This window comes from Stenotrophomonas sp. YJH_SMC_101-4, from assembly GCF_059370395.1.
In genome coordinates, this window is the sequence record NZ_JCAFTP010000001.1 from 381625 (window position 1) to 403982 (window position 22358).

The window sequence follows — 22358 nt, forward strand, 5'->3', positions numbered from 1 at the left end:
TCGTCACCGCAACCTCCGGGCCACGCCCGGCGGATCGCATTGCACGGTAGAAGCCAACCCCGGTTGGCGCGCTCACCTCATCCGGTAGGTGCCAACCTCGGTTGGCACGCTTTTCCGCATAAAAGGACGGAGGCCGAAGCCTCCGTCTAAACATCACGAACCCCTCGTCCGCGATCAACGCTGCTCGGTACGGAAATCCACCGGGACCCGCACCACGCTGGCGACGGCACGGCCCTCGTGCATCGCCGGCTGGAACTTCCAGTTCTGCACGGTGTTCAGTACCGCGCGATCCAGATCACGACTTCGCTCGCCGCTGCGCGAAACGATCGCAGCATTGGCGACATTGCCGTGGGTATCTACACTCAGGCTGGCGATCACGCTGCCCTGCACGCCACTACGCAGCGCAGCGGCGGGGTAGGTGGGCATGCGGTTGCTGGCCAGCGGGCGGGCCTCACGATTGCGCACTACCGGCGCGGCCTTCCGCGAAGCAGTAGCCGGGGCTGCCTGGCGCGCGGCAGGGGCGGCTGCCTCCGTCACCGCGGCCTGCTCGGGGGCTGGCAACATGCGCTCACCGACCGGCGCCGGGGCCACATCTTCCTGGTTGGAATGACGCAGCCAGAGCAGGGCGGCAGCAAACATCGCCACGATCAGCGCGATCCACATCCAGGGCGACGTGGGTTTGTGCTGCAGGCTGGAATCCTCCTGCAGCTGCGGCGAATGAAGGTCTTCGTGGGTGGTGGCAGTCATCGCTAACTCCTTCCGTCAATGGACGACGTGGGAAGTGTTGCGCGAGCCACGGACGAGAAGTGTCAGCGTTGCGTCAACGCCACCGGCAGGGTTCAGTTTGCCTGCCGGGAAGCGTTCAGTTACTGGGTCTTGAAGTCGAACGGCACTTCAATGCTGCCGGGGACGGCCTGGCCGTTGCTCTGCGCGGGGGTGAAACGCCAGCGGCGTACGGCGTCGGTGGCAGCACGGTCGAGCTCGCGTGAACCGCTGCGCTGGATCACCGTGGCGTTGTTGGGATAGCCGGTGGCGTCCACGTCCACCCGCACCACCACGGTGCCGGTTTCGCCAGCACGCAGCGCGGCAGCCGGGTAGGCGGGGGGCGGCGACTGGCCGGCAATCGGCATCGGCTGGCTGTTGCCGGTGGCCGCCGGCGCAGGGCCCGGTGCGGCCGGGGCTGCTTCAGCGATGGGGGCAGGCGGCGGTGGAGCGGTTTCGACCAGCTTTGGTGCTTCTTCCTCTACCGGGGCCGGCTTGGCATCAGGCATGTCGCTGGAACCGGCCGCAGCGGCCAACGGCTCCGGCAGGGGCTCGATCTGGGCGGTTTCCTGCGGTGTCTGGGCGGCAGGATCGGCGCGGAAGAACTCCTTGTCGCGACCGGTCAGCCAGACCAGCACGAACAGCAGTACGCCCACGCCGAAGGCGATGCCGGCGATCTTCAGGGCGTTGCGCGGGATATGCACAGTGAACGACTTGGCGGACGACGAGCGGGGTGCAGACATGGACCGGACCAGTACGGAATGGCCCGATTCTGCCACGGCGGGAATGAACCGGGCGGCAGAAATCCGTATAACAAGCGATAATCCCATCCCTGATACCCACCACGACACCTGCCATGCTTGATCCAGCCCTGCTCCGCCACCAGCCCGCCGACCTCGCCGAACGCCTGCGCACCAGCCGCGGCTTCGAGCTCGACGTGTCTGCCCTGGAGTCCCTGGAGGCCGATCGCAAGCGCATCCAGGTGCGGACCCAGGAGCTGCAGAGCCTGCGCAACAGCCGTTCCAAGGCCATCGGCCAGGCCAAGGCCAAGGGCGAGGATGTCTCGGCCATCATGGCCGAGGTCGCTGCCTTCGCCGACGAGCTGAAGGCCTCGGAAGTGGCGCTGGACGAGCTGCGTGAGAAGATCGAAGCGATCTCGATGGGCATTCCGAACCTGCCGGCCGATGACGTGCCGGCCGGTACCGACGAGAACGACAACGTCGAGCAGGCGCGCTGGGGTACCCCGCGCCAGTTCGACTTCAAGGTGCTCGACCACGTCGAACTGGGCGCCCGCAACGGCTGGCTGGATGGCGAGACCGCGGCCAAGTTGTCCGGCTCGCGCTTCACCGTGCTACGCGGCCCGATCGCGCGCCTGCACCGAGCGCTGGCCCAGTTCATGGTCGACCTGCACACCGGTGAGCACGGCTATGAGGAAACCAACGTGCCGCTGCTGGTCAACGCTGATTCACTGCGTGGCACCAGCCAGCTGCCGAAGTTCGAGGACGATCTGTTCAAGACCGCCGTGGGCGACTCCACGCGTTACCTGATCCCGACCTCGGAAGTGCCGCTGACCAACATCGTGCGCGACGAGATCGTCGAGGCCGAGCGCCTGCCGCTGCGCATGACCGCCCACTCGATGTGCTTCCGTGCCGAGGCTGGCAGTGGTGGCCGCGACGTACGCGGCATGATCCGCCAGCACCAGTTCGAGAAGGTCGAGCTGGTCTCGATCTGCCGCCCGGAAGACAGCGACGCCGAACACCAGCGCATGACCCGCTGCGCCGAAGTGGTGCTGGAGAAGCTGGGCCTGCCGTACCGCAAGGTGCTGCTGTGCACCGGCGACATGGGCTTCTCGGCCATCAAGACCTACGACCTGGAAGTCTGGCTGCCGTCGCAGGAAACCTATCGCGAGATCTCCTCGTGCTCGAACTGTGGTGACTTCCAGGCCCGTCGCATGCAGGCGCGCTGGCGCAACCCGGCCACCGGCAAGCCGGAACTGGCGCACACGCTGAACGGCTCGGGCGTGGCGGTTGGCCGCGCGATGATCGCAGTGATGGAGAACTACCAGAACGCCGACGGCAGCATCACCGTGCCGGAAGCGCTGCGCCCGTACATGGGTGGGCTGGAAACCATCGCCTGATTCTCTGATCGGGTGGGTGCCATGCATGCATGGCACCGCTGTGGCTCTGGTGGGTGCCATGCTTGCATGGCACCGCTGTGTCTCTGGTGGGTGCCATGCTTGCATGGCACCGTATCCACGCCATGCGTGGATGAACCCCGCGATCACCCCACTACCCGCACCTTCTCCAACGGCACCCATCCCGGTTCGCCGGTCTCCGGCACGCACCACGCCCAACCATTGAGCGTGCGCTGCCCACGCAGCACCTGCCCGGGATCCACATCCAGCTCCCGTGCGCAGTAATCCTCGGTGGCAAACGCGTCACCCTGCGCAGTGCGACCGATCACGGGCGCCGGCACGAAACCGGGCTGCTGCCCTTCGGCTTCGCACAGGAACCAGTCGTCCCAGCCCTCCGGGCCTTCATAGCGTTCGCCCACCACCAGCGCCTGGCCACGGCGCAGGGTGATCGGGTGCGGAAATTCGCTGCGGTGTGCAGTGGTCACGATGTAGTTCATGGCCCCAGCCTAACGTTCTGGTGAGCGCCGCGCATGGCACCGAATCCACGCACACGTGCAGTAGATCCACACCGTGCGTGGATGGCGAGCCCTCGGGCCAGACACAGAAAAGCGGCCCCGCACAGCGGGGCCGCCAGGGTGGGCCGGGATGGGGGAGGGGATCCCGGCCCGCGTTCAGCGCCCAGACGAGGAGAGAGGGGCGCCGAACGCTGGAACGCTTATGCAGCGGCGGCTTCGGCCGCTTCGTGCGACGGCAGGGCCGCCAGCGCGCCGGCGATGGCGTCTTCACGGTGCTGCGGCGAGTAGGCGATGCCTTCGGCACGTACGAACTCGATGTCGTTGATGCCCCAGAAGGCGAACGTCTGGCGCAGGAACGGTTCCTGGAAGTCGGCCGGCGAATCGGTGTAGATGCCGCCGCGGCTGCTGACCACGATCACGCGCTTGCCGCCGGCCAGGCCGATCGGGCCGTTCTCGGTGTACTTGAAGGTGCGCCCGGCCACGGCCACGCGGTCGATCCAGGCCTTCAGGGTGGACGGGATGCTGAAGTTGTACATCGGCGCGCCGATCACCACGATGTCCGCGGCAAGGAACTGCTCGAGCACCTGTTCAGCATCGGCGGCTTCGGCCGCGTCCGCCTTGGCCAGCGAGCTGCTGCGAAGATGCGGTACCGGATTGGCGTCAAGATCGCGATAATCGATCTGCAGGCCTTCGATCTGCTGCTTGAAGCGGGCCACCACGGCGGCGGTCAGGTGGCGGGAGACGGAGTTCTCGCCAAGCACGCTGGCGTCGAGATGCAGAAGCTTCATGGCAGTCACCTATGTTCTGGGAGGAAGGGGCGGGGTGGCCCCGCCGACGGAGAGAACGATAGGTTGTTGCAAAGGCGGGATAAAGGTGGTTGAATGCCACGTATTGTTCTAGATATGGAACTCGGGCATGCATGACCTGAATGATCTGTACTACTTCGCGATGGTGGTCGACCACGGAGGATTTGCCGCCGCCGAGCGTGCGCTGGGCATCCCCAAGTCGCGCCTGAGCCGCCGCATCAGCCAGCTGGAGACCGACCTGGGCGTGCGTCTGCTGCAGCGCTCCACGCGCCGTTTCGCCGTGACCGACGTCGGCACCAGCGTGCACCGCCACGCGCAGACGATGCTGGCCGAGGCGCAGGCCGCCCGCGAAGTGGTCGACCGCCTCAGTGCGGAACCGCGCGGCGTGGTGCGCGCCAGCGTGCCGGTGTCGCTGGCGCAGATGCAGCTGCCCAAGCTGCTGCCCAAGTTCCTTGAGCAGTACCCGAAGGTGCGCCTGCAGCTGAACATCAGCAACCGCCGCGTGGACATCATCAATGAAGGCTATGACGTGGCCCTGCGCGTGCGTTCGCGCCTGGACGACGACGGCAGCCTGGTGATGCGCAGCTTCGGACAGGTGCAGGAACTGCTGGTGGCCAGCCCGAAGTACCTGGACCGCGCTGGCCGCCCGAAGGACCCGGAAGAGCTGACCCAGCACGTCACCCTCAGCATCAGCGAAGACGAAGCGCGCCAGCGCTGGGAACTGCACGGGCCGGAAGGCGAAGTGCGCCGGGTCGACCTGCAGCCACGCGTGGCCGGCTTCGATTTCCCGCTGCTGCAGAGCATGGTGAAGGACGGCTTCGGCATCACCATGCTGCCGGAGACTGTGTGCGCCGATGCGGTGCGTAACGGCGAGCTGGAAGTGGTGCTGCCGGACTGGTCGCTGCCGCAGGGCGTGTGCCATGCCGTGTTCGCCTCGCGTCGCGGCCTGCTGCCGGCAGTGCGCGTGTTCATCGACTTCCTGGCCGAGCACCTGCCGCCGCAGCTGGAGGCCTCGCGCCTGGATTGCGGTGGCGCCTGTGAAAAGGCCAAGGAGCGGATCAAGGCCAGTGCGCTGGGCGCGTTGGCGGTGGATGCGGGCTGAGGCACCTGCCCGCAACTGCACCGCCAATCTGTGAAACGGTAGCGCCGGGCCATGCCCGGCGTTGCTGCTTGCCGGCCCCGGTCAGTTCCGGCCGAACAGCCGGACCCAGAAGCCGCGCCGCGGCGGTGCGGCCGGTGTGGGCTCGGCTATGACCGGCGCTTCCAGTACTGCCATCAGCTCCGCGCTGCGTGGCTTCTTCAGGAAGCGCGCGTAGTCCAGGTAGCTGGTCACCTTGCTCATGTGCAGCCGCTCGGGCATTGCCGGCAACGCGCCGCCCTGCAGGAGTACCCGCAATGCCTCTGGGCGGTCCAGACGGATCGCCTCGAACACGGCGGTGCCGCCGCAACCAGGCTCGATCTGGTTGGCGCGCTGTGGCGCATCCTTCAGCAGGTCGCGCAGTGCGTTCGCATCATCGCGTTCCACCGCCGCTACAAGCCGTGCCAGCGCTTCAGCCTCTTCGTATGGAAGGCTGTCGCGATAGGCCTGGTCGGCGATCTCGCGCTCGTCGCGCCCGTCTCCGCCCTGGATGCACAGGAAATCGGTGACCAGAGCGACCGGAATGCCGGACGTATCCAGCGCCCAGTAGCTTGGGTAAACGCCGTCGCCCCAGCCGCTGGTGAATACGACCAGGCCATGCGGTGAGTCCTCGCCCCAGGGGCGGTATTCGGTGCCTTCGTCCAGGCCATCATGGTCGATCAGCGCATCCGACCACTCGCCGCCTTCGTCGCCATCGGCCCGTTCGATCAGGGCCAGCAGTGCCTGCTGGGTGTCGGTGTCCATGAAGCAGCCGATGCCGGCGTCGACCGGGTAGCCGATGAAGCTGTCCTCATCCAGTCCGGTCAGGTCCTGCGTGGTCCAGCGCGCCATCTGCCAGTGCAGGGCGGTCGCGGTGAGAGCTTCGCGTGGCTTGAACCAGACCACGGCCAACGCCGGGCGGCCGCTGTGCACGATGATCTCGACCGGATGCCGCCCCAGCGGGGCGGTGTAGTCGGCCAGCGCAGGCGCCTCGGCCTGCACCAGCGGATCGCAGACCACCACGTGCCCGCTGCTGACCGGCAGGTGCCCGGCGAAGGTGCGGTGCAGGGCCACAGCGGCCAGCTGGGTGTCGTCCAGCAGGCAGGTGCGCAGGTTGGCCAGATCGAGATGGGCCATGGGGGCTCCGATTGCAGTGAAGGCCCCACCGTGCCGGATGCGAAGGGCGGGGGCAAGGGTGGTCTTGGGCAAATGCCCTTCACGTGCGAGAATACGCCGCTGCCCGGGTAACTGGGACCCTATTGGAGAGATGGCCGAGCGGTTTAAGGCACCGGTCTTGAAAACCGGCGAAGGGTCAAACCTTCCGTGGGTTCGAATCCCACTCTCTCCGCCAGTTGTGAGTGTAAGTGTCTGAAATTAAAGGTCGCCAAGTGCGGCCTTTCATTTTGTTCCCTACTTTGTTCCCTAGCTAGTCACTGGCTACAATTGGGCGACGACGAAAGGGGAAGCGCATGGCAAAGCAGCCGACATTTGAGGTCGCATATGGACCGTTGGTCGATGTGTGCAAGGCACATGGGATATCGCGGACAAGGGCGTTCCAGTATGCGAGTCAAGGGCTGCTTGAGACGTTTCCGATGGGAAATCGCACGTATGTCTACGTAAAGAGCGTACACAGCCTCCCAGAGAGGCTGGGAGCAGTCCGTCGAGAACCGTCAGACGACATCGAGTAAACGTCAGCGACGAAGCCCAAGGACACGTCGGGCATCCTGGAGTGAAATTAGCTGGCGCTTTGCAAGCCGCCCTAAGACCCGTTTGAACGTTTTGTTGGACCAAGGCTTAGGGCTCTTGCCGCGCGTGAAGTGACCGTGCGCATTCAACCACTCCATGCACTGTGACATGTCTGTGCAGCCGTTCTCCAGTGCTTTCATGACCAAGGCAAAAACTTTTAGCGCCTGCTCGTCAGCCGCTCGCTGTCTTGCAAGATTCGCAGCCCCGGTATCTGAGTTGCGGATACGCAGGAATTCTGGGTTGCCCCTCGGATTTGCCATAGCCCCTACTTGCGAAGTGTCCCGCCATTGGAAGATACCTGTGAGAGCACAAACGCACAATGCTCTTGAAGGTAAAAGTAGTGGACGACACAACGTATTCGAGAACTGAATTTCAAAGGCAGGCTGCAGACTGGCTCCTTAGCGCCGAGCACAACGCTATGGTGACGTTGACATTCAGTGGTGACATGGGAGTCAGCTATAAGCTGGCTGAAGAGGCATTTGGGCGTTTTGCGCACAAGTTCAAATGCCACTTATTTGGCAAAAATTCCAAGAAAAGAATACCCATGTGTCCGATAGTTGAGGGGTTTGGCGGGGAAATGATGTGGACTACATCGGCTGCCGGGACTCGACAAGGAACGCACATCCATTGCCTCATGCGCCTCCCCGGCTGTCCGATGGATTACATGGAAGTAGTCCGGACGCTGTGGAGGTCTTCAGGAAAACTGTGTGGAGACCCAAAAGTGAACTGTCCGAATAGGGACGATTGGTTCATCGAGCTGAATGATGCACGCGACAGGGGCGAGATGACCAACTACGTCCTGAAGAGGTGCGGCGAAAATCTCGATGGAGTGCTTGTTATGTTTATGCCGATTCGACCCGCGATTTAAGAGCTGGACTCACTTCGCGGGAGGCGAGCGCCTCAGGCATATCGCTATCTAATAGCTCAGGGGAGTCAGCTCTCCCCTGATTTATCTATTGTATGACAGGTGCGCCATCAGGCCTTCGGTTTCCTACTTGTCTTCTTTGCTTTCGAAGATTCCGATGGCTTAAAAAGGTCATCGGTCAATTTGGCGTTCTTTCGGACAAGATTTCTTGCCTTCTCTGAGTATCGATACAGGTCTTCGATGGCTGCAATCAATTCAGGAGGCAGGGAGGCACGCTCTTGCTGAGGAGGCGCCACGTTGTGCGAAACGGATGATTTCACTTGACTTCGATTATCATCAGTGTGTAGGCGCATCTGACATGAGACGCCAGGAAATATCTCAATGGAGAGTGCTGTTTGCACCTGGCGAGGGATGCCCTGGAGAGCTTGGGCACCACGAATCGCGCCGCTAACCCACTTGTGTTCAGCCCATGATATATCTGACAGCGGCGGGTCCGCCCACGAGAATGAAACTCTGACGTGCTTCTCAACGCCCTTTAGGGCCTTAGCCCACAGCGGGTCCCAGAAGGCGGGGCCTGCAAGGCCGGCAATGAGTCCGAACCATACATGAGCCATGGGGGCAAGTCTTCCCTGCCTCTTTATCAAAAAGGCGTGACCTGTTCCTTTCCCGACCAAGAATGCTGCGACTGCTACTGTAGCAGCTGAGCGAAAGTATGAGTTCGGCATGGAAATAAATCTTTCAGTAGCTTCCATGGCCACCTTCTGAAAAGCCACGACGCGCTCTTCAATGGAATCACTATAAAGCGCATCAGGGAGGTAGCTGGTTGGTTTAATTAGGCGCTGCTGTTTCGGGTCGTCATAAGAAAATGCGGCAGTAAGGATAAAGTCAGACAGCTCTCTCAGGTCGGAAATATGTCCAAACTCCGCAGATGCGAGCGACCACACCGGTACCAGTGAATCGATATTGACGCTGCGCCTCAGAAACCTGGGGTCAGCTTCGATTGCCCTTAGGCGCTCGGTGCAAGCCCTGGTTACTTTGTAAGAATCATAGAACTTATGCGCGCGAGCGACAGCAATTGAGAAGCATGCTTGGACTCTGGACAGAGAAAGGTTGTCCAGTGTGACATCTTGTTCACTCTGGGCAAGCAGCTCACCAAGAACGACGCTTGACCAGCGGTCATCGCGGAATGAGCGACTAGTGCCCTCGTTCCCCGAAAGCATCTCCCAATCATCAGATGATAGGACCCGAGAGAACTGGCTCAATGGGAAGGTGTCCCCGGCATATACTCGAAGCCATGAGAGAGTCTCGGCAATGGTCCGTTCATCTAGAACAAAGGCCGTTGGTGCATGGTGCTCAAGGGGACTGGCTCCCTCCCAAGCGAAACCTGCACAGCCAACGTTGTCGGTGCCAGTTAATGGGGTGGGTGAAATCTGTTGTTCCCTGGATGCAAGGGACGCAGTGCCTAGAACTGTATCCGGAATCTCATCTCTGCTCAGTTGATACCAAGCAAGCTTGGAGTTATTCATTCAGTGCGCGCCCGGAAATAATTCATCGATAGTCATATGCTTAGGTTCTGCAAAAGCATGTTCCAGCTCAGGGTTTGTTGTCCCGGTGCTATACGCATTCAATGCCGTCTTGGCGCGTGTCACTGCTGTGTAGGACAACGTGGGGTTGTTCAGATGTCCATACTTCAATTCCTCGATGCCAAACATGTGGACTGCTCTAAACTCAATCCCTTTGGATGAGTGCATCGTCATAACATGAATCTGCAAGTCGTCGGCGAAGTCCGCTCCCTCGGCAAGGTGGCAGCAAGTGCTCGCTCCCAATTCCGTTTCCAGTAGCCGGTCGTAGACGTACTGCACCGTGCTCCGTTTTCCACAAAGAATGCCGATTCGTTCGCCGGCGAAGGCTGCCGCTTGGACGTTCAGTATCTCTAGCATCTTTTCAAACTGCTCGTCCCTGCTTGAGAGCGTGTGTAGCTTCGCGCTAGATTTTCCGAGCTTTTGCTCGTCGTAGTTCGACGTTGCCTCAAGCGACTCTTCAGGCGTAGCAGGCGGCAATAGCCGGTCTGCCACATGAGCAATGCGATGACCGATACGATAGTGGCCCTGTAGGGCGTACTTCTTCAGGCCGAGTGCTCCCGCAGCATCCAGCCCATCTCGATGATAGATGCCTTGATTCAGGTCTCCACAGATGCAGATGTTCTCGGCAATTTCAGACAGACAGGAAATTTCATCAATTGTGAGGTCCTGTGCCTCATCAATAAAGACAGAGCCAATTAGCTTCGTATTGGGTGCCCTTTTATTTGCCTCTCGAAGCATCTCTATTGCTTCGTTGCGCTTCTTCTCGTCAAAGTCGCCGCCATCAGCGATATCTTTATTGAGGTAGAGCTTCACATGGTGGCGTGCCCAGGAGTGGAAGGTTCTAACTTGGTCTGCCTCTAGGTACCCTGAGTCCACTAGGCCACTTCGCAGGAAGTGGCAAAGCGCATTGGTGTAGGTTACTACAAGAACGTTCTTATCCCCTTGTCCGGCCACAAACTGTGCTCGCAGGAGCAAGAGGTTCGTCTTGCCTGAACCTGCTGGTCCTTCCAACTGATAGCGACCTTTAGCAGGAAGGTTGATGAACTCAATCTGCGTCGGGTCCAGCTCACTTTTGTTCTTCCACCATGTTGTGCTCAATGAGTCCCCCTACTATTGAATGCAAACATCAAATCCGTGCCATGAAGGCTATCGGGTTCGGCTCCAGCTTCAGAAAGGTCGATAGCTCCAGCGACTATATTTCCCAGCGCGTTGGCAACGTCGTTCATTGCAAGCTCTTCCGACTCCCCGATTGTCGCCGACGTAAGAGCAGAGACGCTCGTCTGCGGAAGAGGGCGGCCAGCCAGCCCTAGCGCGGCCTCGAGCATTATCGTTGCTGTCCTCGCGTGGATTCCATCATTCCAGATGGATGAAACTTTGCATACGACAGTGAGTCCATTTGCAAGAGAGAAGTCGTATACATAAACTACTGGGGAGGTGTGCTCCTCGGCGTACATGTTTAGCCGAATCTGCTGGTTGCACGCCGCGATTAGCTCCAGCCTTACTGAATCACATAGCCGCTTCATAAAGCCACGGCGCTCAAACTCCAGCCGTCCGCTCGAAGCTGCAAGCGATATTGCCCCCAGGGAGCCCCTCTGCTTGCTAACTCTCGCTTGCAACGTTGCGATTCCGTCAGCTGGAGCATCAAGATTAAAGTCGCTCCAGCTAGCAATTTGTAGCCGAATGTTCCCGTCTTTTGCTAGGCATCGCGCGGCGAGTGCTTTCTGCCGGACCAGGCGGGAAGGGTCGGGGTCTGGAAATGAGGGCGGCTTTTCCAGCACAGCCCGAGCTACGAGCCAACGATTCTGCTTATCAACTTCGTCCTGAAATAGAGGCCGTTTGTTAATGAGGTCATGCAGAACAGCACCTACCTGGTAGATGTTAAGCGCCTTCCATAGAGTAGGAGATGGCTCATCCAATCGGAACAAATATTCAGGGGAGCTGTACTGCGCGGTGGCGATGAAGGGACGAGCGTCGCCATGGTCTGTCCCCTGCCCGGAATCATCCTCATGAGCATCAATAGCTCTTGCGACTCCCAAGTCAAGAAGCTTGAGGTGCGTAAAATCTGGTGAGACATGAATGTTCTCGGGCTTGATGTCGCGATGAACAATCTGCAACCTCTCTAGATACGTAACTGCGCTCACTAACTCTTGTATCAAGATTGACACCGCCTCATCGGGGACGCGGGCAGCAACACTCTTCAGTTGTGGCCACTCAATAAACTCCATTTCAATGAAAGCCGTGCCCTCGCTTTCATCTACGGCATACACGGTGACTAGCTGGTCACAAGAGTGACCAATGAGACTTCGCTGCAGGGCAAGACGCCTTTGTTCTGCCGGAGCAGCTGGACCGGTGAGGAACCTAGGGTCGTAGACCTTTACGGCACGCTTGCCGAATGGAGTGGTTACTGCATACGTCGCTGCCGACCCTCCAGATGCAAGATAGCAAGGAGCGCTATAGCCAATCTTGGTAGCAAGATGAAGGCGGAGTCGGTGTTCCATATCTTGTCGCACTGCGGTGGGTAGCTCTGGCACGGACTGTTCCTTCAGTTCATTGCATGTGACTGCCGATGTATCAGTAGAGGCTAACAGTTCACTGAAGGCGTTGGAATCCCAGAATCTATACAACTTGGGACGGCCTAGTCTGCGTTTCAAAACCCATTCCAGAATGGTATTATCGTAACGTCTAGAGCTTGTGGGACAAAGAATGCAAGTCATCGGCTACGCGCGGGTAAGTTCAGCAGGGCAATCGCTGGATGTTCAACTGGACAAGCTGCACAGGGCAGGTTGCAGCCGGGTCTACCAAGAGAAGCGCTCTGGCCGTCAGGCTGACAACCGTCCGGAGCTACAAGCGGCGTTGGAGTACCTTCGCGACGGGGACACGCTAGTCGTGTGTCGCTTGGACCGCATGGCTCGGTCAGTGCTGGACCTCGCCAAGATTGCCGACCGACTCAAGCGGAAGGGTGTCAGTCTCCGGGTGCTCGACCAAGGTCTGGATACCACCACGTCAGAAGGCAAGCTGATGTTTAACTTGCTAGGCGCCTTCGCAGAGTTCGAGGCTGATATCCGTGCCGAGCGCCAGCGAGATGGCATTGCACTCGCTCAGCAGAAGGGCACCCGGTTTGGTCGCAAGAAGGCACTCACCAGTGAGCAGGAAGAGCGCATCCGAGCGCTTCGGGCCGAGGAAGGGTTTAGCATCGAGCAACTAGCTGAACGCTTTTCCATCAGCAGGAGCAGCGTGTACCGTGCCCTGAAGCTCGCTCCTAAGGCTTAAGTAGTTCCAAAAGCGCCTCACGCTTCCTGGCCCGTAGCGCCCGAAAGCGAATTAGTAGAGCCTCCTCCTGCGCATTGTTGGCGCGCAGCTCGTTTTCCTTTCCAGCCGCAGGCCCGGTTACGGCATTCGTTTCCCCGCAAATCAGCTCATCCAAAGAGCGGTCTAACGCAGCCCGCAGGGCAAGAAGGACGCGGAAGCCAGGTGTTTCGCGTCCATTCTCCCAGGCCGAGACCGAGGCCTTTGTGACCCCGATAGCGAAGCCAAGCTGCTCCTGTGTCAGCCCCGAGGCTGCTCGCGCCTCACGCAATCTGTCGCCAAAACCCTTCATCTGGACTGCCTGCTGGACTAGGCAAACAAAATATGGAGTGTCCGCACCGCTGTCGTTCGGCGTGGCTTGACTCTATTGGTTCGGAGAATCCATACTTTGTCCGTGCGGACATGCTAGACACCCCGGTTGCGTTCAGAGCAATTGTTTGTTCGCGCTGGAGGGTGCACTTGGATGTCGCGCGAGGCCCTACTCCGCAGGGAATTAGAGCTGCTGACTAGGCTAGTAAGGTGCTTATGAGTTAGTCAGGGCTTGCTGGACCGGGATGGGGTAATCATTCGACTAGGGGACAGCTATGAACGAGAGTGGGTCGGACGCCAGCGCCACGTATGCGTTGCCTGAACACGTCCGTATGAATTTGAAGAAGCACCAACGACATGCCCCAGGAATGACATGTCTGGAATGCGGATACACCGGACTCGTGGGCATCAAATCTAGTTGGAGGCCGTGGTACGCAACGTGGTGGGGAAGCACGCTCCTCTCCGCCGCAGCAGCGTGCGTCGCATTTGTCTTGTTCGGCGGTATCGGAATGGTGGCTGCATTCGTGGTTGGTGCGTTGGTCAGCGGCGTGGCGATGTCTGGAAGCCATGAAGTCTATTCCTGCCCGAACTGCGAAGCAGACCTTCAACGCCGCTAACCAAGCCTCGCTTCCTTACAACAATCCCCGCATCAAAGGAGAACCATGCGCGTCGTTCGCCCTCTCTGCACTGTATTACTCCCCATTCTCCTCGCTGGCTGTGACCAGCTCACGGCCATGACTGGCCCGAGTGAGATGGTCTCATTCGGGTTCGTCAGACCCGTGTCATGCGAACGGCGTGGACCAGTCAGCTTCAACTGCGTGATGCGCAATCACATGAGCGCTCCCAGGGAGGCCAACATGGAGTGTGTGGGCTTTGACGGTCAAAAACGGATGGTGGGCAGGCCCAAGAACGTGCACGCAATGATGGGCGTTACCCTGATGCCGGGAGAGGAGCGCGTTGCCACCATCTTCTACGAGAAGGGGGTCGAAAGCCTTGTATGTGTTGACGTAAAGGACAGCATTCCGGCGTTCAATAGGGTGCAGGAGTTGATCGCCGACCCCGGCGCGCGGGACATCACTTCCGTGCTTGCTCTGTAGATGGCAGAAGGGGTGAAAAAGTTCACACGACAACCAGGCTGAAGAGACAACAAGTTTGGCGTTTTGTGGATTCGCGCAGACAGGGACTCCTCCCTACATCCCGCGTAGCGCTCTCAGAGACCCAAAATCCTTATCTCTTCGGACATTGCACTTTAAGGAAAGAGCACATGCTGAATCGGTTTGCCATCGCGGTGTCCCTTGCATTCGTTCCACTTGGCTCCCAGGCACAGAGCCATCTCACCGTCACCGGCCAGTGGGAATATCACGATGCGTCCCGAATGGAGACGGACGAGGGACTCAATGTCTGCTTCCAGCTGGACGCGACTTCTGTAGCCCGGAATCCGCAGCTACAACAGTCGGGCGGCGCTCTTTGCCTGTCAAACCCTTCGGAGGGCGCAAAGCTCCTTGGGGTCGTGCAGGCCGCCCAGAGGCCTGGGTGCAAGTACGTAGCAAAAGGAACGGCTACCGTCGTGCTCGCCAATGTGAGGTTGCTGCCGGAAGATGAAATGTACGACGAGCGCATTGAAGCTCGCCTCATGCAGGTGCGGGTGAATCGTGTGACATCCGCACTTGGCAGTGACTGTGACCGCTCCATCACTTCGCGGGGATTCGCGTCTATCCACGAGGCCATCGCTGCACTAGGAACTCATCCAAGCTATGCAGGTGTGTCGGCATCAGATTTCGTGCGTATAGATGCCGGCAATGGCTACGCTGAGCTTGATGCGAGCACGCAGATGTGGTTGCCGCGAGGTGCCTCAAACATGCTGGTGACGTACTACGAAGGCAACTCCGGTTTGCATGAGCTGGGCGTCTATCGGTATGAAGGGGGCCGGTGGCACAACGCGAGTAGTGATGTGCTGCCTGGGTACACTGAGAGCGCCAAGAAGTTCAAAGGGACCAACTTCTACTTGGACAGCAGCAACGGAAGGCCGGTACTGAGAAGCCTTCCGGGGAGGGAGGCATGGACTTACGCAAATGGTCGCTTTGCGCGGCAGCGGTAGCTTGGCCAGGGCTGCGCTGGTCCTGGCCTAGCCGCTACGGCTTGGCGTGGCAGTAGTCCGCCCAGTCTTGCATGAGGGGAACTCGCTTTTTGAACATATCAGAACGGAAGTAGGCTGCCTCGGTCTTGGATTTGATGACGTGTCCAAGCGATAGCTCTGCCGCTTCTCTACTGTGATGGGTGGCCTCGGCGGCCCAATCTCTGAAGGAGCTTCGGAAGCCGTGGCATGTCTGTCCCGCTCTTAGCGACTTCAGGAGTTTCAAGGAGGCCGCAGTTGTGATGGACTTACCTGGCTTCCCAGGAAACAGGAAAGCGTCCCCCGATGTTGGAAGGCTGGTCAGCAATGCAATGGCTTGGGCGGATAGGGGGATAGCGTGTTCCGTTCCGGTCTTCGTGCGTGACCCTGGAATTTTCCAGATTCCATTGGTCAAGTTGAACTCCTCCCATCGAGCGGCCGAAGCTTCGCCGGGACGAGTCGCTGTAAGAATCTGGAGGCGCAGGCAGGCTGCGGACAGGTCAGTCTTGGACGCCAGCTCGCGCATCAGGGCTGGCACTTCTGTGTAGTCTAATGCAGGTCTGTGTGCGACCTTTTTTACCTTCGCAGGGGAGGGAAGGAGGCTGCGAAGATTGCCGCGCCACGCAGCAGGGTTGTCGCCCTCGCGATAGTTGTTGGCCTTCGCCCAATCAAGGACTCGTTCCATTCGTGCCCTGACTCTGGTCGCGGTCTCGGTCTTATCGAGCCAGATTTGCTTCAGCACCTCGTATACATGGTCCACATTGATTTCTGAAACGGGTATGTCCTGAATCGAGGCGCAGTGTGTTTTGAGGGTCGAGGTCCATTGCGCTTTGTGCTTTGCGTTCCGCCATTCGTGCTCATGTGTCGCAATGCAGTGCAGTGCACACTCTCCGAAGGTTATTTGTCTTGCCAGGCCGCGCCGCGCCGCTTTCAGTGCGTCTCTTTTTGCGCGCAATGGGTCTATGCCTGTCGCGAGTTCAGCTCGGAGCTGCTGGGCGCGATGCCTCGCTCGCGCAAGGCTTACATCTCTGACCGAGCCTAGTCCCAAGTCCTTCAACTTACCCGTGAGCCGGTCTCGGTAGCGGAAAACCCAAGTCTTACGACCACTGTCCTTCTTGACGTACAGATACAGGTTGCCGCCGTCACTGTGCCTGCCCGGGCCTGCGTTTTTGACTGCCACCGCTGTGAGCATTGCCTGATTTCGTTCCCATCTTTGTTCCCTACATGATAGCCTGGCTGGGCGGGAACGGTCTAGACTCTATTTGTATTTCATGGCCTACAAGTGTCTGATTTATAAGATTGTAAGTGAGTTGTGTGGACGGACTGGATAAAATTTGTATTCTGGTTTGGATGACACTCTCTCCGCCAGTTGTTTCAAAGAGCCCCTGGAAACAGGGGCTTTTTGTTTCTACGGCCCTGGCTGCCATTCATCCACCCATCCGCCCACAAGGGCAAGTGAACGGACAAACGGATGCCTTCCTTTGATCGGGACTCCGATAGGACAGAGGAAAATCAAGAACCGTAAGCGGTTCTGATACACAGGCGCAGAGACTTCTGCCGGTCAATCTGAATGTACAAGTCACCCGCGCTAGGCTGCGCATGCCCAAGGAGGGCGATCAACGGAGTTATGGCATGAAGATTGGATTCAAGCTTTCTGTTGCTATTGCGGCCTGCGCGTTGACCTTTGGAATCAGTAGCGCCACGGCGAAAGCCCCCGGCCCTTGTACCATCTGCGAGGTCCAGTACAGAGCGTGTGAGGCGTCAGGCGCAGACGTGAGCATCTGCATCCGAAACTATACGCAATGCATGCGTGCGAACGGTTGCATTATCCCGTAGGAACACATCGTGGGGATTTGCAGGGTCTTTACGATGCCCGCAGTCTTGCCACCATCCAGACGAAAGCCTCGGTCCAACCGGGGCTTTTTCTTTTCCGGAGACGCCATGGCGTAGAAGTGCCTTCTGATGCAGGCGGGCGGGTGCGTGCTGAAAGGGGCGGGATGCAGTCATCCCCGACGCCCACCTCTCGGCTTGCTGTGGCACAACGGGTAACTGGAGCACGACCGGAACGCCCCATGCGGCCCATTGCGGTCCACAAACACGCCCACCTTGCACACCGGGCAGCGCTCTTCATTGATGGCCGCGCCTGAAATCGCGGTTACTTCCACTGCCCCGTCCTTCACCAGCTCATCCAGGAACGGCGAGTGCTTCCCCTGTAGGGTGAACATGGCCACCGAGCGTCGCGCACGCGTCAGCGCGACATAGAACAACCGCCGCTCTTCGCTCAGCGGATAGGTATCCCCATCCGGCATTGCCAGCGAAAGGACCGGGTCATCGGCGCGCAGGCTCGGGAAGCTGCGGTTGATCATGCCCGGCAGAATCACGTAGTCCGCCTCGCGTCCCTTCGATCGATGGACCGTGAGGAACTCTACGTCCATCGTGCTGCCGAAGGCTGTCTTCCAATCCGAAGGCATCGCGCTGCGATCTGCGCGGTAGCGCCCCAGGATAAAGACCGTCACGCGCCCGTTGCGCCCTTGTGGCACCGCCCCGGACAACAACTGCTGATGCAGCTTGGCGAGGTGCTGGCGAACGCCATCCTGCAGCTCCTCGCGTCGATTCATCTGGAACGCCTGCAGCACCGGGCCCATCGCCGGTGTAGTAGAACGAACCGCCTTGGCAATCTGTGCTGGATTCCGGCTGATGAAGCGGCTGGACGCATCACAGAGCGCCTGCGGGCAGCGGAATGTCTGCTCCAGTTTCAGCACCTGGCCATGTCCCATCCATTCGCGGAATCCGGTCATCACTGAAACGTCGGCGCCGGCGAAGCGATTGATCGACTGCCAGTCATCGCCTACCGCAAACAGGTAGCGCCCTGGTTTGCTGACCAAGGCGCGGCAGAGCCGGGCGCGGGCACGCGAGGCATCCTGGAATTCGTCGGCCATCACCAGTTCGTAGGGCGATTCATAGCGGCCCTGTTCCAGCAGTCCGGCCGCCATGTTGAGCATGTCTTCGAAATCGATGCCGTGCTCGTCAGCCAGTGCGTTGTCCCAGGCCTGGAAAACAGGGCTGGCGATCTCCAGGAAGCGACGATGTCGCTCCTTGAACTGATCTTCGGGCATCTGCCGCAGACGCGCGGCCATATCGTCCAGCGTCAGACAGTTGCTCTTGGCGTGGGCAATGAAGGTGCGCATCAAGCCGATCAGGTCTGCATCCGGCATCGGCTTGGCGCCCTGTTCGGGCAAGTCGCGGTCCGGGTTCGGGTCGAGTTCGACATCAGACGCGCCAAGTCGCTCCGCAAGATCCTGCAGGGCATGTCCACTGCGCAGTCCAAACGACGTCGTCTCGACCAGCGTGGTGCCGCGTGCCGCATGCTGCTGGCGCTTCCAGTGCATGCCCTCGGCGTAATGGGCGAAGTGCGCCGGCGGCTGGCCATCGGCATCCAGCGCAAAGTGCTCGTGATACAGGCCGGCGTCCGGGTAATAGAAGTCGGGGCGATACTGGCGGTGGGTGTCTGTCGCGGTATCGAACTCGTAGCGCCGCTCGTAGTCGTACGTCACGCCGTTGTAGAAGAGCCAGTCGGCGATCACGCACTCTTCCAGGCTCTTCACCCGCTCACCCTGCAGGGTGCGGATGTAGGGCATGCCATCGCGGTCGTAGCCGTCGGCCTCCATTTCCGCGCCGAATGGCGGCAGGTCGCGCCCAAACACCAGGCGGAACATGTCCCATTGGGTGCGGAAGTGGGTCGAGCGATCCTTCAGGTCGTCCACCAGTTCGGCCAGCTTGTTGAAGCCCAGCGTGGCGTCAATGGCCCATTCCGGGATATCGGGCTTGCGCCCCGTGGCTTTGGCGATGATGGCCAGGCCCAGGGCGTGGAAGGTTCGCGACTCAACCACGGTGTCGCCCATGCCGAGCCGGTCGAAGCATCGCTGCGCGCGCTCCTCCAGTTCCTGGGCGGCATCCTTGTTGAAGGCGAGCATCACGATGCGTTCGGATTCGACAAAGCTGCGGTCAATGGCATAAGCGGCCTTGGCGACCATGGTGGAGGTCTTGCCGGAACCGGCCGCGGCCACGACCTGGACCCGGTTGTCGAAGCAGATGACGGCGCGGGCCTGTTCCTCGGTCAGCGGTCTGCTCTCGACCCGGTCTAGGAAATCCTTGGCCAACACCAGCTCGCGCCGGGTCATGGCCTCGTTGGCTTCGGCCCAGGCAGCGGGCCAATCCAGGTTCCAGTCGCGCAGGACGTCCAGCGCTGCGCGATGGCTGTCCGCATGCAGATCTTCATGCACGTCTTCATCGCGGAACAGCTGCTCCAGTTCCAGCGGTTGCAGGGGCAGGGGCACGGCGGAGCGCTTCGCCAGCAGCGCCTGCTGCTGCTCGTGGGTGATCCAGCGGCGGCCGGCATTGCCTCGGTCGATGAGGGCGTCCGCGTCGTTCAACCACGACTGGATCTGTTGTAGAACGCTGTCAAACAAGGCCTTGCGCCCACGCGTGGTGCGCGCAAAGAGCATGTGTTTCAGGACCGCAGCAAGCCGGGATGCTTGTCCGTTGGGGAGCCCGTCTACGCACAGCCCAGCAGCATCGCCGGTCTGCAGCTCGACCCGTGACCAGAAGACCCCTGGATGGATCTGCACCTGCTGGTCATCATCCACGCGCTGCCGGAACTGCTGGCCGGACACACTGAGTTCAACATACTCGCCATCAAGCCGCAGCGACCAATGGGGCGAACGGGTCAAGCGTCGGCCCCAGCCCGAGGGGCACCATTCCATAGACATCCAGATACTGCCTTGCAAGCTTCAATAGGGCCTACTGGGCCCTTGAGCCCACATGATAAGGGCCCTTGACGATGGGTGCGGCCTTGCCTGCAGGCACGGCGTCACTCGTAGGCGCGATCCTGCTTCGTTGGCGGGACCTCCACCACATCACCACGTCGAATCAGCTCATCCAGATCCACCGCCGAAGCGGCCAGCGCGTCCTGCGCATCGAAATCCCACTTGTCCTTGTACTCGCGCGCCAGCAGGTCGCAGACCGCCTTGGCACGCGGATAGGCATCTTCCTTGCCCTCGTTCTGCTTCAGCGCATCGCGATGGATCTGGCACAGCATGAGCTGGTGCGCATCCTCGGCGCGCTCGCGCTCCAAGGTGATGTCGGGCAGGCCCGAAAGCGCAGCGGCAAGTGCGAACGCGGTCATTGGCATGTCAGGTGTCCAGGCAGCGATGGGAACCCGAGCGTATGCGAGCGGCGTTGGCTTGAGGTCACCGCCGCCCGCGTCGTTTCACTGCGTGTTCACCATTCGCCGCAGCATGGAAACTGCATCAGATGCAGTTGATCCAGACGATCTGCTCACGCATTCACATCCACAACAATCCGCCCACGCACCTTGCCTGGGATGATCTGGTCGTAGACGTCCAGCACCTCGGCAAGCCCAATCAGCTGCACGGTGCTTTCGAGCTTCTGCGGGTCCAGGTTGGTGGCAAGCCGGTCCCACGCACGCTGGCGAACGGCCTGCGGCGCATTCACCGAATCCACGCCGGCAAGCGTCACGTTGCGGAGAATGAAGGGCAGCACCGAGCCATGCAGCTCATCACTCTGCGCCAGCCCGCACGCGGCCACTGCGCCGCGGTACTTCGTCTCGGCAAGGGCGTTGACGAGGGTAGGGCCGCCTGCCACATCGACCACGCCGGCCCAGCGCTCGGCACTCACCGGCCGTTCGCGCGGTTCTGAAAGCTGCGCGCGGTCGATGATCTCGGCGGCGCCCAGGCTGTGCAGATACTCGGCGTGTTCCGGGCGCCCGGTGGCGGCCACCACGCGATAGCCCAGCTTTGAAAGGATCGCCACCGCGATCGAGCCGACGCCACCGTTGGCCCCCGTTACCAGCACGTCGCCCCTATCGGGCGTCACGCCGGCATCTTCCAGTGCCAGCACGCACAGCATCGCGGTGTAGCCGGCGGTGCCGATGGCCATGGCGTCGCGGGTGCTCAGGTTGCCGGGAATCCTGTTGAGCCATTCGCCGCGAACACGGGCGCGCTGGGCGAGGCCGCCGTGGTGGCCCATGCTGAGATCCCAGCCATTGAGCACAACGCGGTCGCCGGGTTTGAAGTCGACGCTGCTGGAGTCCAGCACCACGCCAGCCAGGTCGATGCCAGGGATCAACGGGAACGTCCGGATCACCGGGCGCGCGCCGGTGAGGGCCAGCGCGTCCTTGTAGTTCAGCGTGGAGTACTCGACCTGCACCAGCACGTCGCCATCCATCAGGTTGGCTTCATCGAAATCGACCAGCTCCGTGGAAACGCCGTCGTTGGTCTTGCGGGTCAGCAGTGCCTTGAAACTCATGGTGCGGTCTCACGTTCAATGGATGAACCCATGCTAGGCTCGCACCACTATCGCAACAAGAACGATGATTTTCCGTAGATACTATGGTTTTCCGGAGTATGCATGCGTAGCAAGCGTTGGGACGGCAAGAGCGGTTGCGCGGTGGAAGTCACGCTGTCGGTGATGGGCGGCGTGTGGAAGCCGATCATTCTGTTCCACCTGATGACAGGCAAGCGGCGTTTCATGGAGCTCACGCGGCGTGTGCCCAACGCTACCCAGTCCATGCTGACCAGCCAGCTGCGGGAACTGGAAGCCGACGGGGTGGTGATCCGCCACGTGTACCCGGAAGTGCCGCCGCAGGTGGAATACGAGCTTTCCGAGTTCGGGCGCACGCTGGTGCCGGTGCTGCTGGCCATGCGCGAGTGGGGTGAAACCTATCGTGGTTCCAAGCGTTCGCCCTGAGCTGATTGTCAGCCGCGCATGGAATGTGGCGCGCACCAGTGCCAGCCCCCAAAATGGGGGCCGGCACACATCACGGCAATGCGTGACTTACGGGATGGTGCAGCCGCTGTTCCGCAGGCAACGGGCAAACGCCGGGTAGCAGACGTTCTCGCCATTGCCCGCCGCCAGACAAGCCTCGTAGGCGGTGTAGCACGGGGTACAGCGGGACTGCGCGGAGGCACTGCCGATTCCCAGGGTCAGTGCAGCAGCCGCAATAGCAACAGGCAGCTTGAATCCAATCTTCATGCTTCACTCCGTTGATAGCCCTCCATGGGCACCTCGGAGGCTAACGTGG

At 60.5% G+C, this 22358-nt stretch carries 21 protein-coding genes and 1 tRNA gene; 8 read left to right on the plus strand and 14 right to left on the minus strand.

The features are described from left to right. Positions 1 to 174: 174 nt before the first annotated feature. Positions 175 to 747 carry an energy transducer TonB gene (locus AC5P8D_RS01790; RefSeq protein ID WP_010480559.1) on the minus strand — a complete coding sequence of 191 codons (573 nt, stop codon included), beginning with the start codon at positions 745 to 747 and terminating at the stop codon, positions 175 to 177. Positions 748 to 866: 119 nt separating this feature from the next. Next, entirely contained in the window at positions 867 to 1505 is a 639-nt protein-coding gene (locus AC5P8D_RS01795; protein WP_010480562.1) for an energy transducer TonB, read from the minus strand. A 113-nt stretch (positions 1506 to 1618) separates the two neighbouring features. On the opposite strand from AC5P8D_RS01795, the gene serS reads away from it, so the two are divergent. Beyond that, positions 1619 to 2899: a serine--tRNA ligase gene (gene serS / locus AC5P8D_RS01800; protein ID WP_049455435.1), complete on the plus strand. Its 1281-nt coding sequence runs from the start codon at positions 1619 to 1621 to the stop codon at positions 2897 to 2899. Positions 2900 to 3042: 143 nt separating this feature from the next. Here serS and AC5P8D_RS01805 read toward each other — a convergent pair whose 3' ends face one another. Both AC5P8D_RS01805 and AC5P8D_RS01810 read right to left on the minus strand, forming a co-directional pair. Further along, positions 3043 to 3393, minus strand: a complete 351-nt coding sequence (locus AC5P8D_RS01805) for an SH3 domain-containing protein (protein WP_272773718.1) — start codon at positions 3391 to 3393, stop codon at positions 3043 to 3045. Positions 3394 to 3611: 218 nt separating this feature from the next. After that, positions 3612 to 4199, minus strand: a complete 588-nt coding sequence (locus tag AC5P8D_RS01810; RefSeq protein ID WP_010480565.1) for an FMN-dependent NADH-azoreductase — start codon at positions 4197 to 4199, stop codon at positions 3612 to 3614. A 127-nt stretch (positions 4200 to 4326) separates the two neighbouring features. Here AC5P8D_RS01810 and AC5P8D_RS01815 point away from each other — a divergent pair, with 127 nt between their 5' ends. Continuing rightward, positions 4327 to 5319 carry a LysR family transcriptional regulator gene (locus tag AC5P8D_RS01815; protein ID WP_005410175.1) on the plus strand — a complete coding sequence of 331 codons (993 nt, stop codon included), beginning with the start codon at positions 4327 to 4329 and terminating at the stop codon, positions 5317 to 5319. An 81-nt stretch (positions 5320 to 5400) separates the two neighbouring features. On the opposite strand, the gene AC5P8D_RS01820 is transcribed toward AC5P8D_RS01815, so the two are convergent. Beyond that, positions 5401 to 6471, minus strand: a complete 1071-nt coding sequence (locus tag AC5P8D_RS01820) for a DUF4241 domain-containing protein (RefSeq protein ID WP_049412992.1) — start codon at positions 6469 to 6471, stop codon at positions 5401 to 5403. A gap of 124 nt (positions 6472 to 6595) precedes the next feature. Here AC5P8D_RS01820 and AC5P8D_RS01825 point away from each other — a divergent pair. Then, positions 6596 to 6685: transfer RNA gene (locus AC5P8D_RS01825), tRNA-Ser, on the plus strand. 714 nt (positions 6686 to 7399) lie between these two features. Further along, positions 7400 to 7948 carry a hypothetical protein gene (locus AC5P8D_RS01830; RefSeq protein WP_495203020.1) on the plus strand — a complete coding sequence of 183 codons (549 nt, stop codon included), beginning with the start codon at positions 7400 to 7402 and terminating at the stop codon, positions 7946 to 7948. A 107-nt stretch (positions 7949 to 8055) separates the two neighbouring features. On the opposite strand, the gene AC5P8D_RS01835 is transcribed toward AC5P8D_RS01830, so the two are convergent. From AC5P8D_RS01835 to AC5P8D_RS01845, 3 genes are read right to left on the minus strand one after another with little or no spacing between them, the layout of a single operon-like run. After that, positions 8056 to 9471: a hypothetical protein gene (locus tag AC5P8D_RS01835; protein ID WP_164212571.1), complete on the minus strand. Its 1416-nt coding sequence runs from the start codon at positions 9469 to 9471 to the stop codon at positions 8056 to 8058. Beyond that, positions 9472 to 10626: a UvrD-helicase domain-containing protein gene (locus tag AC5P8D_RS01840; RefSeq protein ID WP_164212572.1), complete on the minus strand. Its 1155-nt coding sequence runs from the start codon at positions 10624 to 10626 to the stop codon at positions 9472 to 9474. Continuing rightward, positions 10623 to 12242, minus strand: a complete 1620-nt coding sequence (locus tag AC5P8D_RS01845; protein ID WP_495203021.1) for a protein kinase domain-containing protein — start codon at positions 12240 to 12242, stop codon at positions 10623 to 10625. Before AC5P8D_RS01845 ends, AC5P8D_RS01840 begins: the two co-directional genes overlap by 4 nt. Between AC5P8D_RS01845 and AC5P8D_RS01850 the strand changes: the two genes are divergently transcribed. Further along, positions 12232 to 12798: a recombinase family protein gene (locus AC5P8D_RS01850; RefSeq protein ID WP_059064569.1), complete on the plus strand. Its 567-nt coding sequence runs from the start codon at positions 12232 to 12234 to the stop codon at positions 12796 to 12798. The two genes, AC5P8D_RS01845 and AC5P8D_RS01850, sit on opposite strands and share 11 nt — an antisense overlap. On the opposite strand, the gene AC5P8D_RS01855 is transcribed toward AC5P8D_RS01850, so the two are convergent. Then, positions 12788 to 13126, minus strand: coding sequence for a helix-turn-helix domain-containing protein (locus AC5P8D_RS01855; RefSeq protein ID WP_059064568.1), 339 nt, complete (start codon positions 13124 to 13126; stop codon positions 12788 to 12790). The genes AC5P8D_RS01850 and AC5P8D_RS01855 overlap by 11 nt on opposite strands. An 850-nt stretch (positions 13127 to 13976) precedes the next feature. On the opposite strand from AC5P8D_RS01855, the gene AC5P8D_RS01860 reads away from it, so the two are divergent. Then, positions 13977 to 14240 carry a hypothetical protein gene (locus tag AC5P8D_RS01860; protein WP_144435774.1) on the plus strand — a complete coding sequence of 88 codons (264 nt, stop codon included), beginning with the start codon at positions 13977 to 13979 and terminating at the stop codon, positions 14238 to 14240. Between the two features lie 167 nt (positions 14241 to 14407). Beyond that, a complete protein-coding gene (locus AC5P8D_RS01865; RefSeq protein ID WP_495203022.1) occupies positions 14408 to 15241 on the plus strand; it encodes a hypothetical protein in 834 nt (277 codons plus the stop codon). A gap of 34 nt (positions 15242 to 15275) precedes the next feature. Here AC5P8D_RS01865 and AC5P8D_RS01870 read toward each other — a convergent pair whose 3' ends face one another. From AC5P8D_RS01870 to acuI, 4 genes are all read right to left on the minus strand, one after another. Next, entirely contained in the window at positions 15276 to 16448 is a 1173-nt protein-coding gene (locus AC5P8D_RS01870) for a tyrosine-type recombinase/integrase (RefSeq protein ID WP_081323743.1), read from the minus strand. 811 nt (positions 16449 to 17259) lie between these two features. Continuing rightward, complete coding sequence (locus AC5P8D_RS01875; RefSeq protein WP_495203174.1) at positions 17260 to 20019, minus strand: UvrD-helicase domain-containing protein; 2760 nt, start codon at positions 20017 to 20019, stop codon at positions 17260 to 17262. Between the two features lie 107 nt (positions 20020 to 20126). Next, entirely contained in the window at positions 20127 to 20447 is a 321-nt protein-coding gene (locus AC5P8D_RS01880; protein ID WP_329762903.1) for a hypothetical protein, read from the minus strand. A 146-nt stretch (positions 20448 to 20593) separates the two neighbouring features. Then, entirely contained in the window at positions 20594 to 21583 is a 990-nt protein-coding gene (acuI, locus tag AC5P8D_RS01885) for an acrylyl-CoA reductase (NADPH) (protein ID WP_414614421.1), read from the minus strand. A gap of 102 nt (positions 21584 to 21685) precedes the next feature. Here acuI and AC5P8D_RS01890 point away from each other — a divergent pair, with 102 nt between their 5' ends. Next, a complete protein-coding gene (locus AC5P8D_RS01890; protein WP_495203023.1) occupies positions 21686 to 22024 on the plus strand; it encodes a winged helix-turn-helix transcriptional regulator in 339 nt (112 codons plus the stop codon). An 87-nt stretch (positions 22025 to 22111) separates the two neighbouring features. Here the strand turns inward: AC5P8D_RS01890 and AC5P8D_RS01895 are convergent, their stop codons facing one another. Beyond that, positions 22112 to 22309, minus strand: a complete 198-nt coding sequence (locus tag AC5P8D_RS01895) for a hypothetical protein (protein WP_049455411.1) — start codon at positions 22307 to 22309, stop codon at positions 22112 to 22114. Between the last annotated feature and the right edge of the window lie 49 nt (positions 22310 to 22358).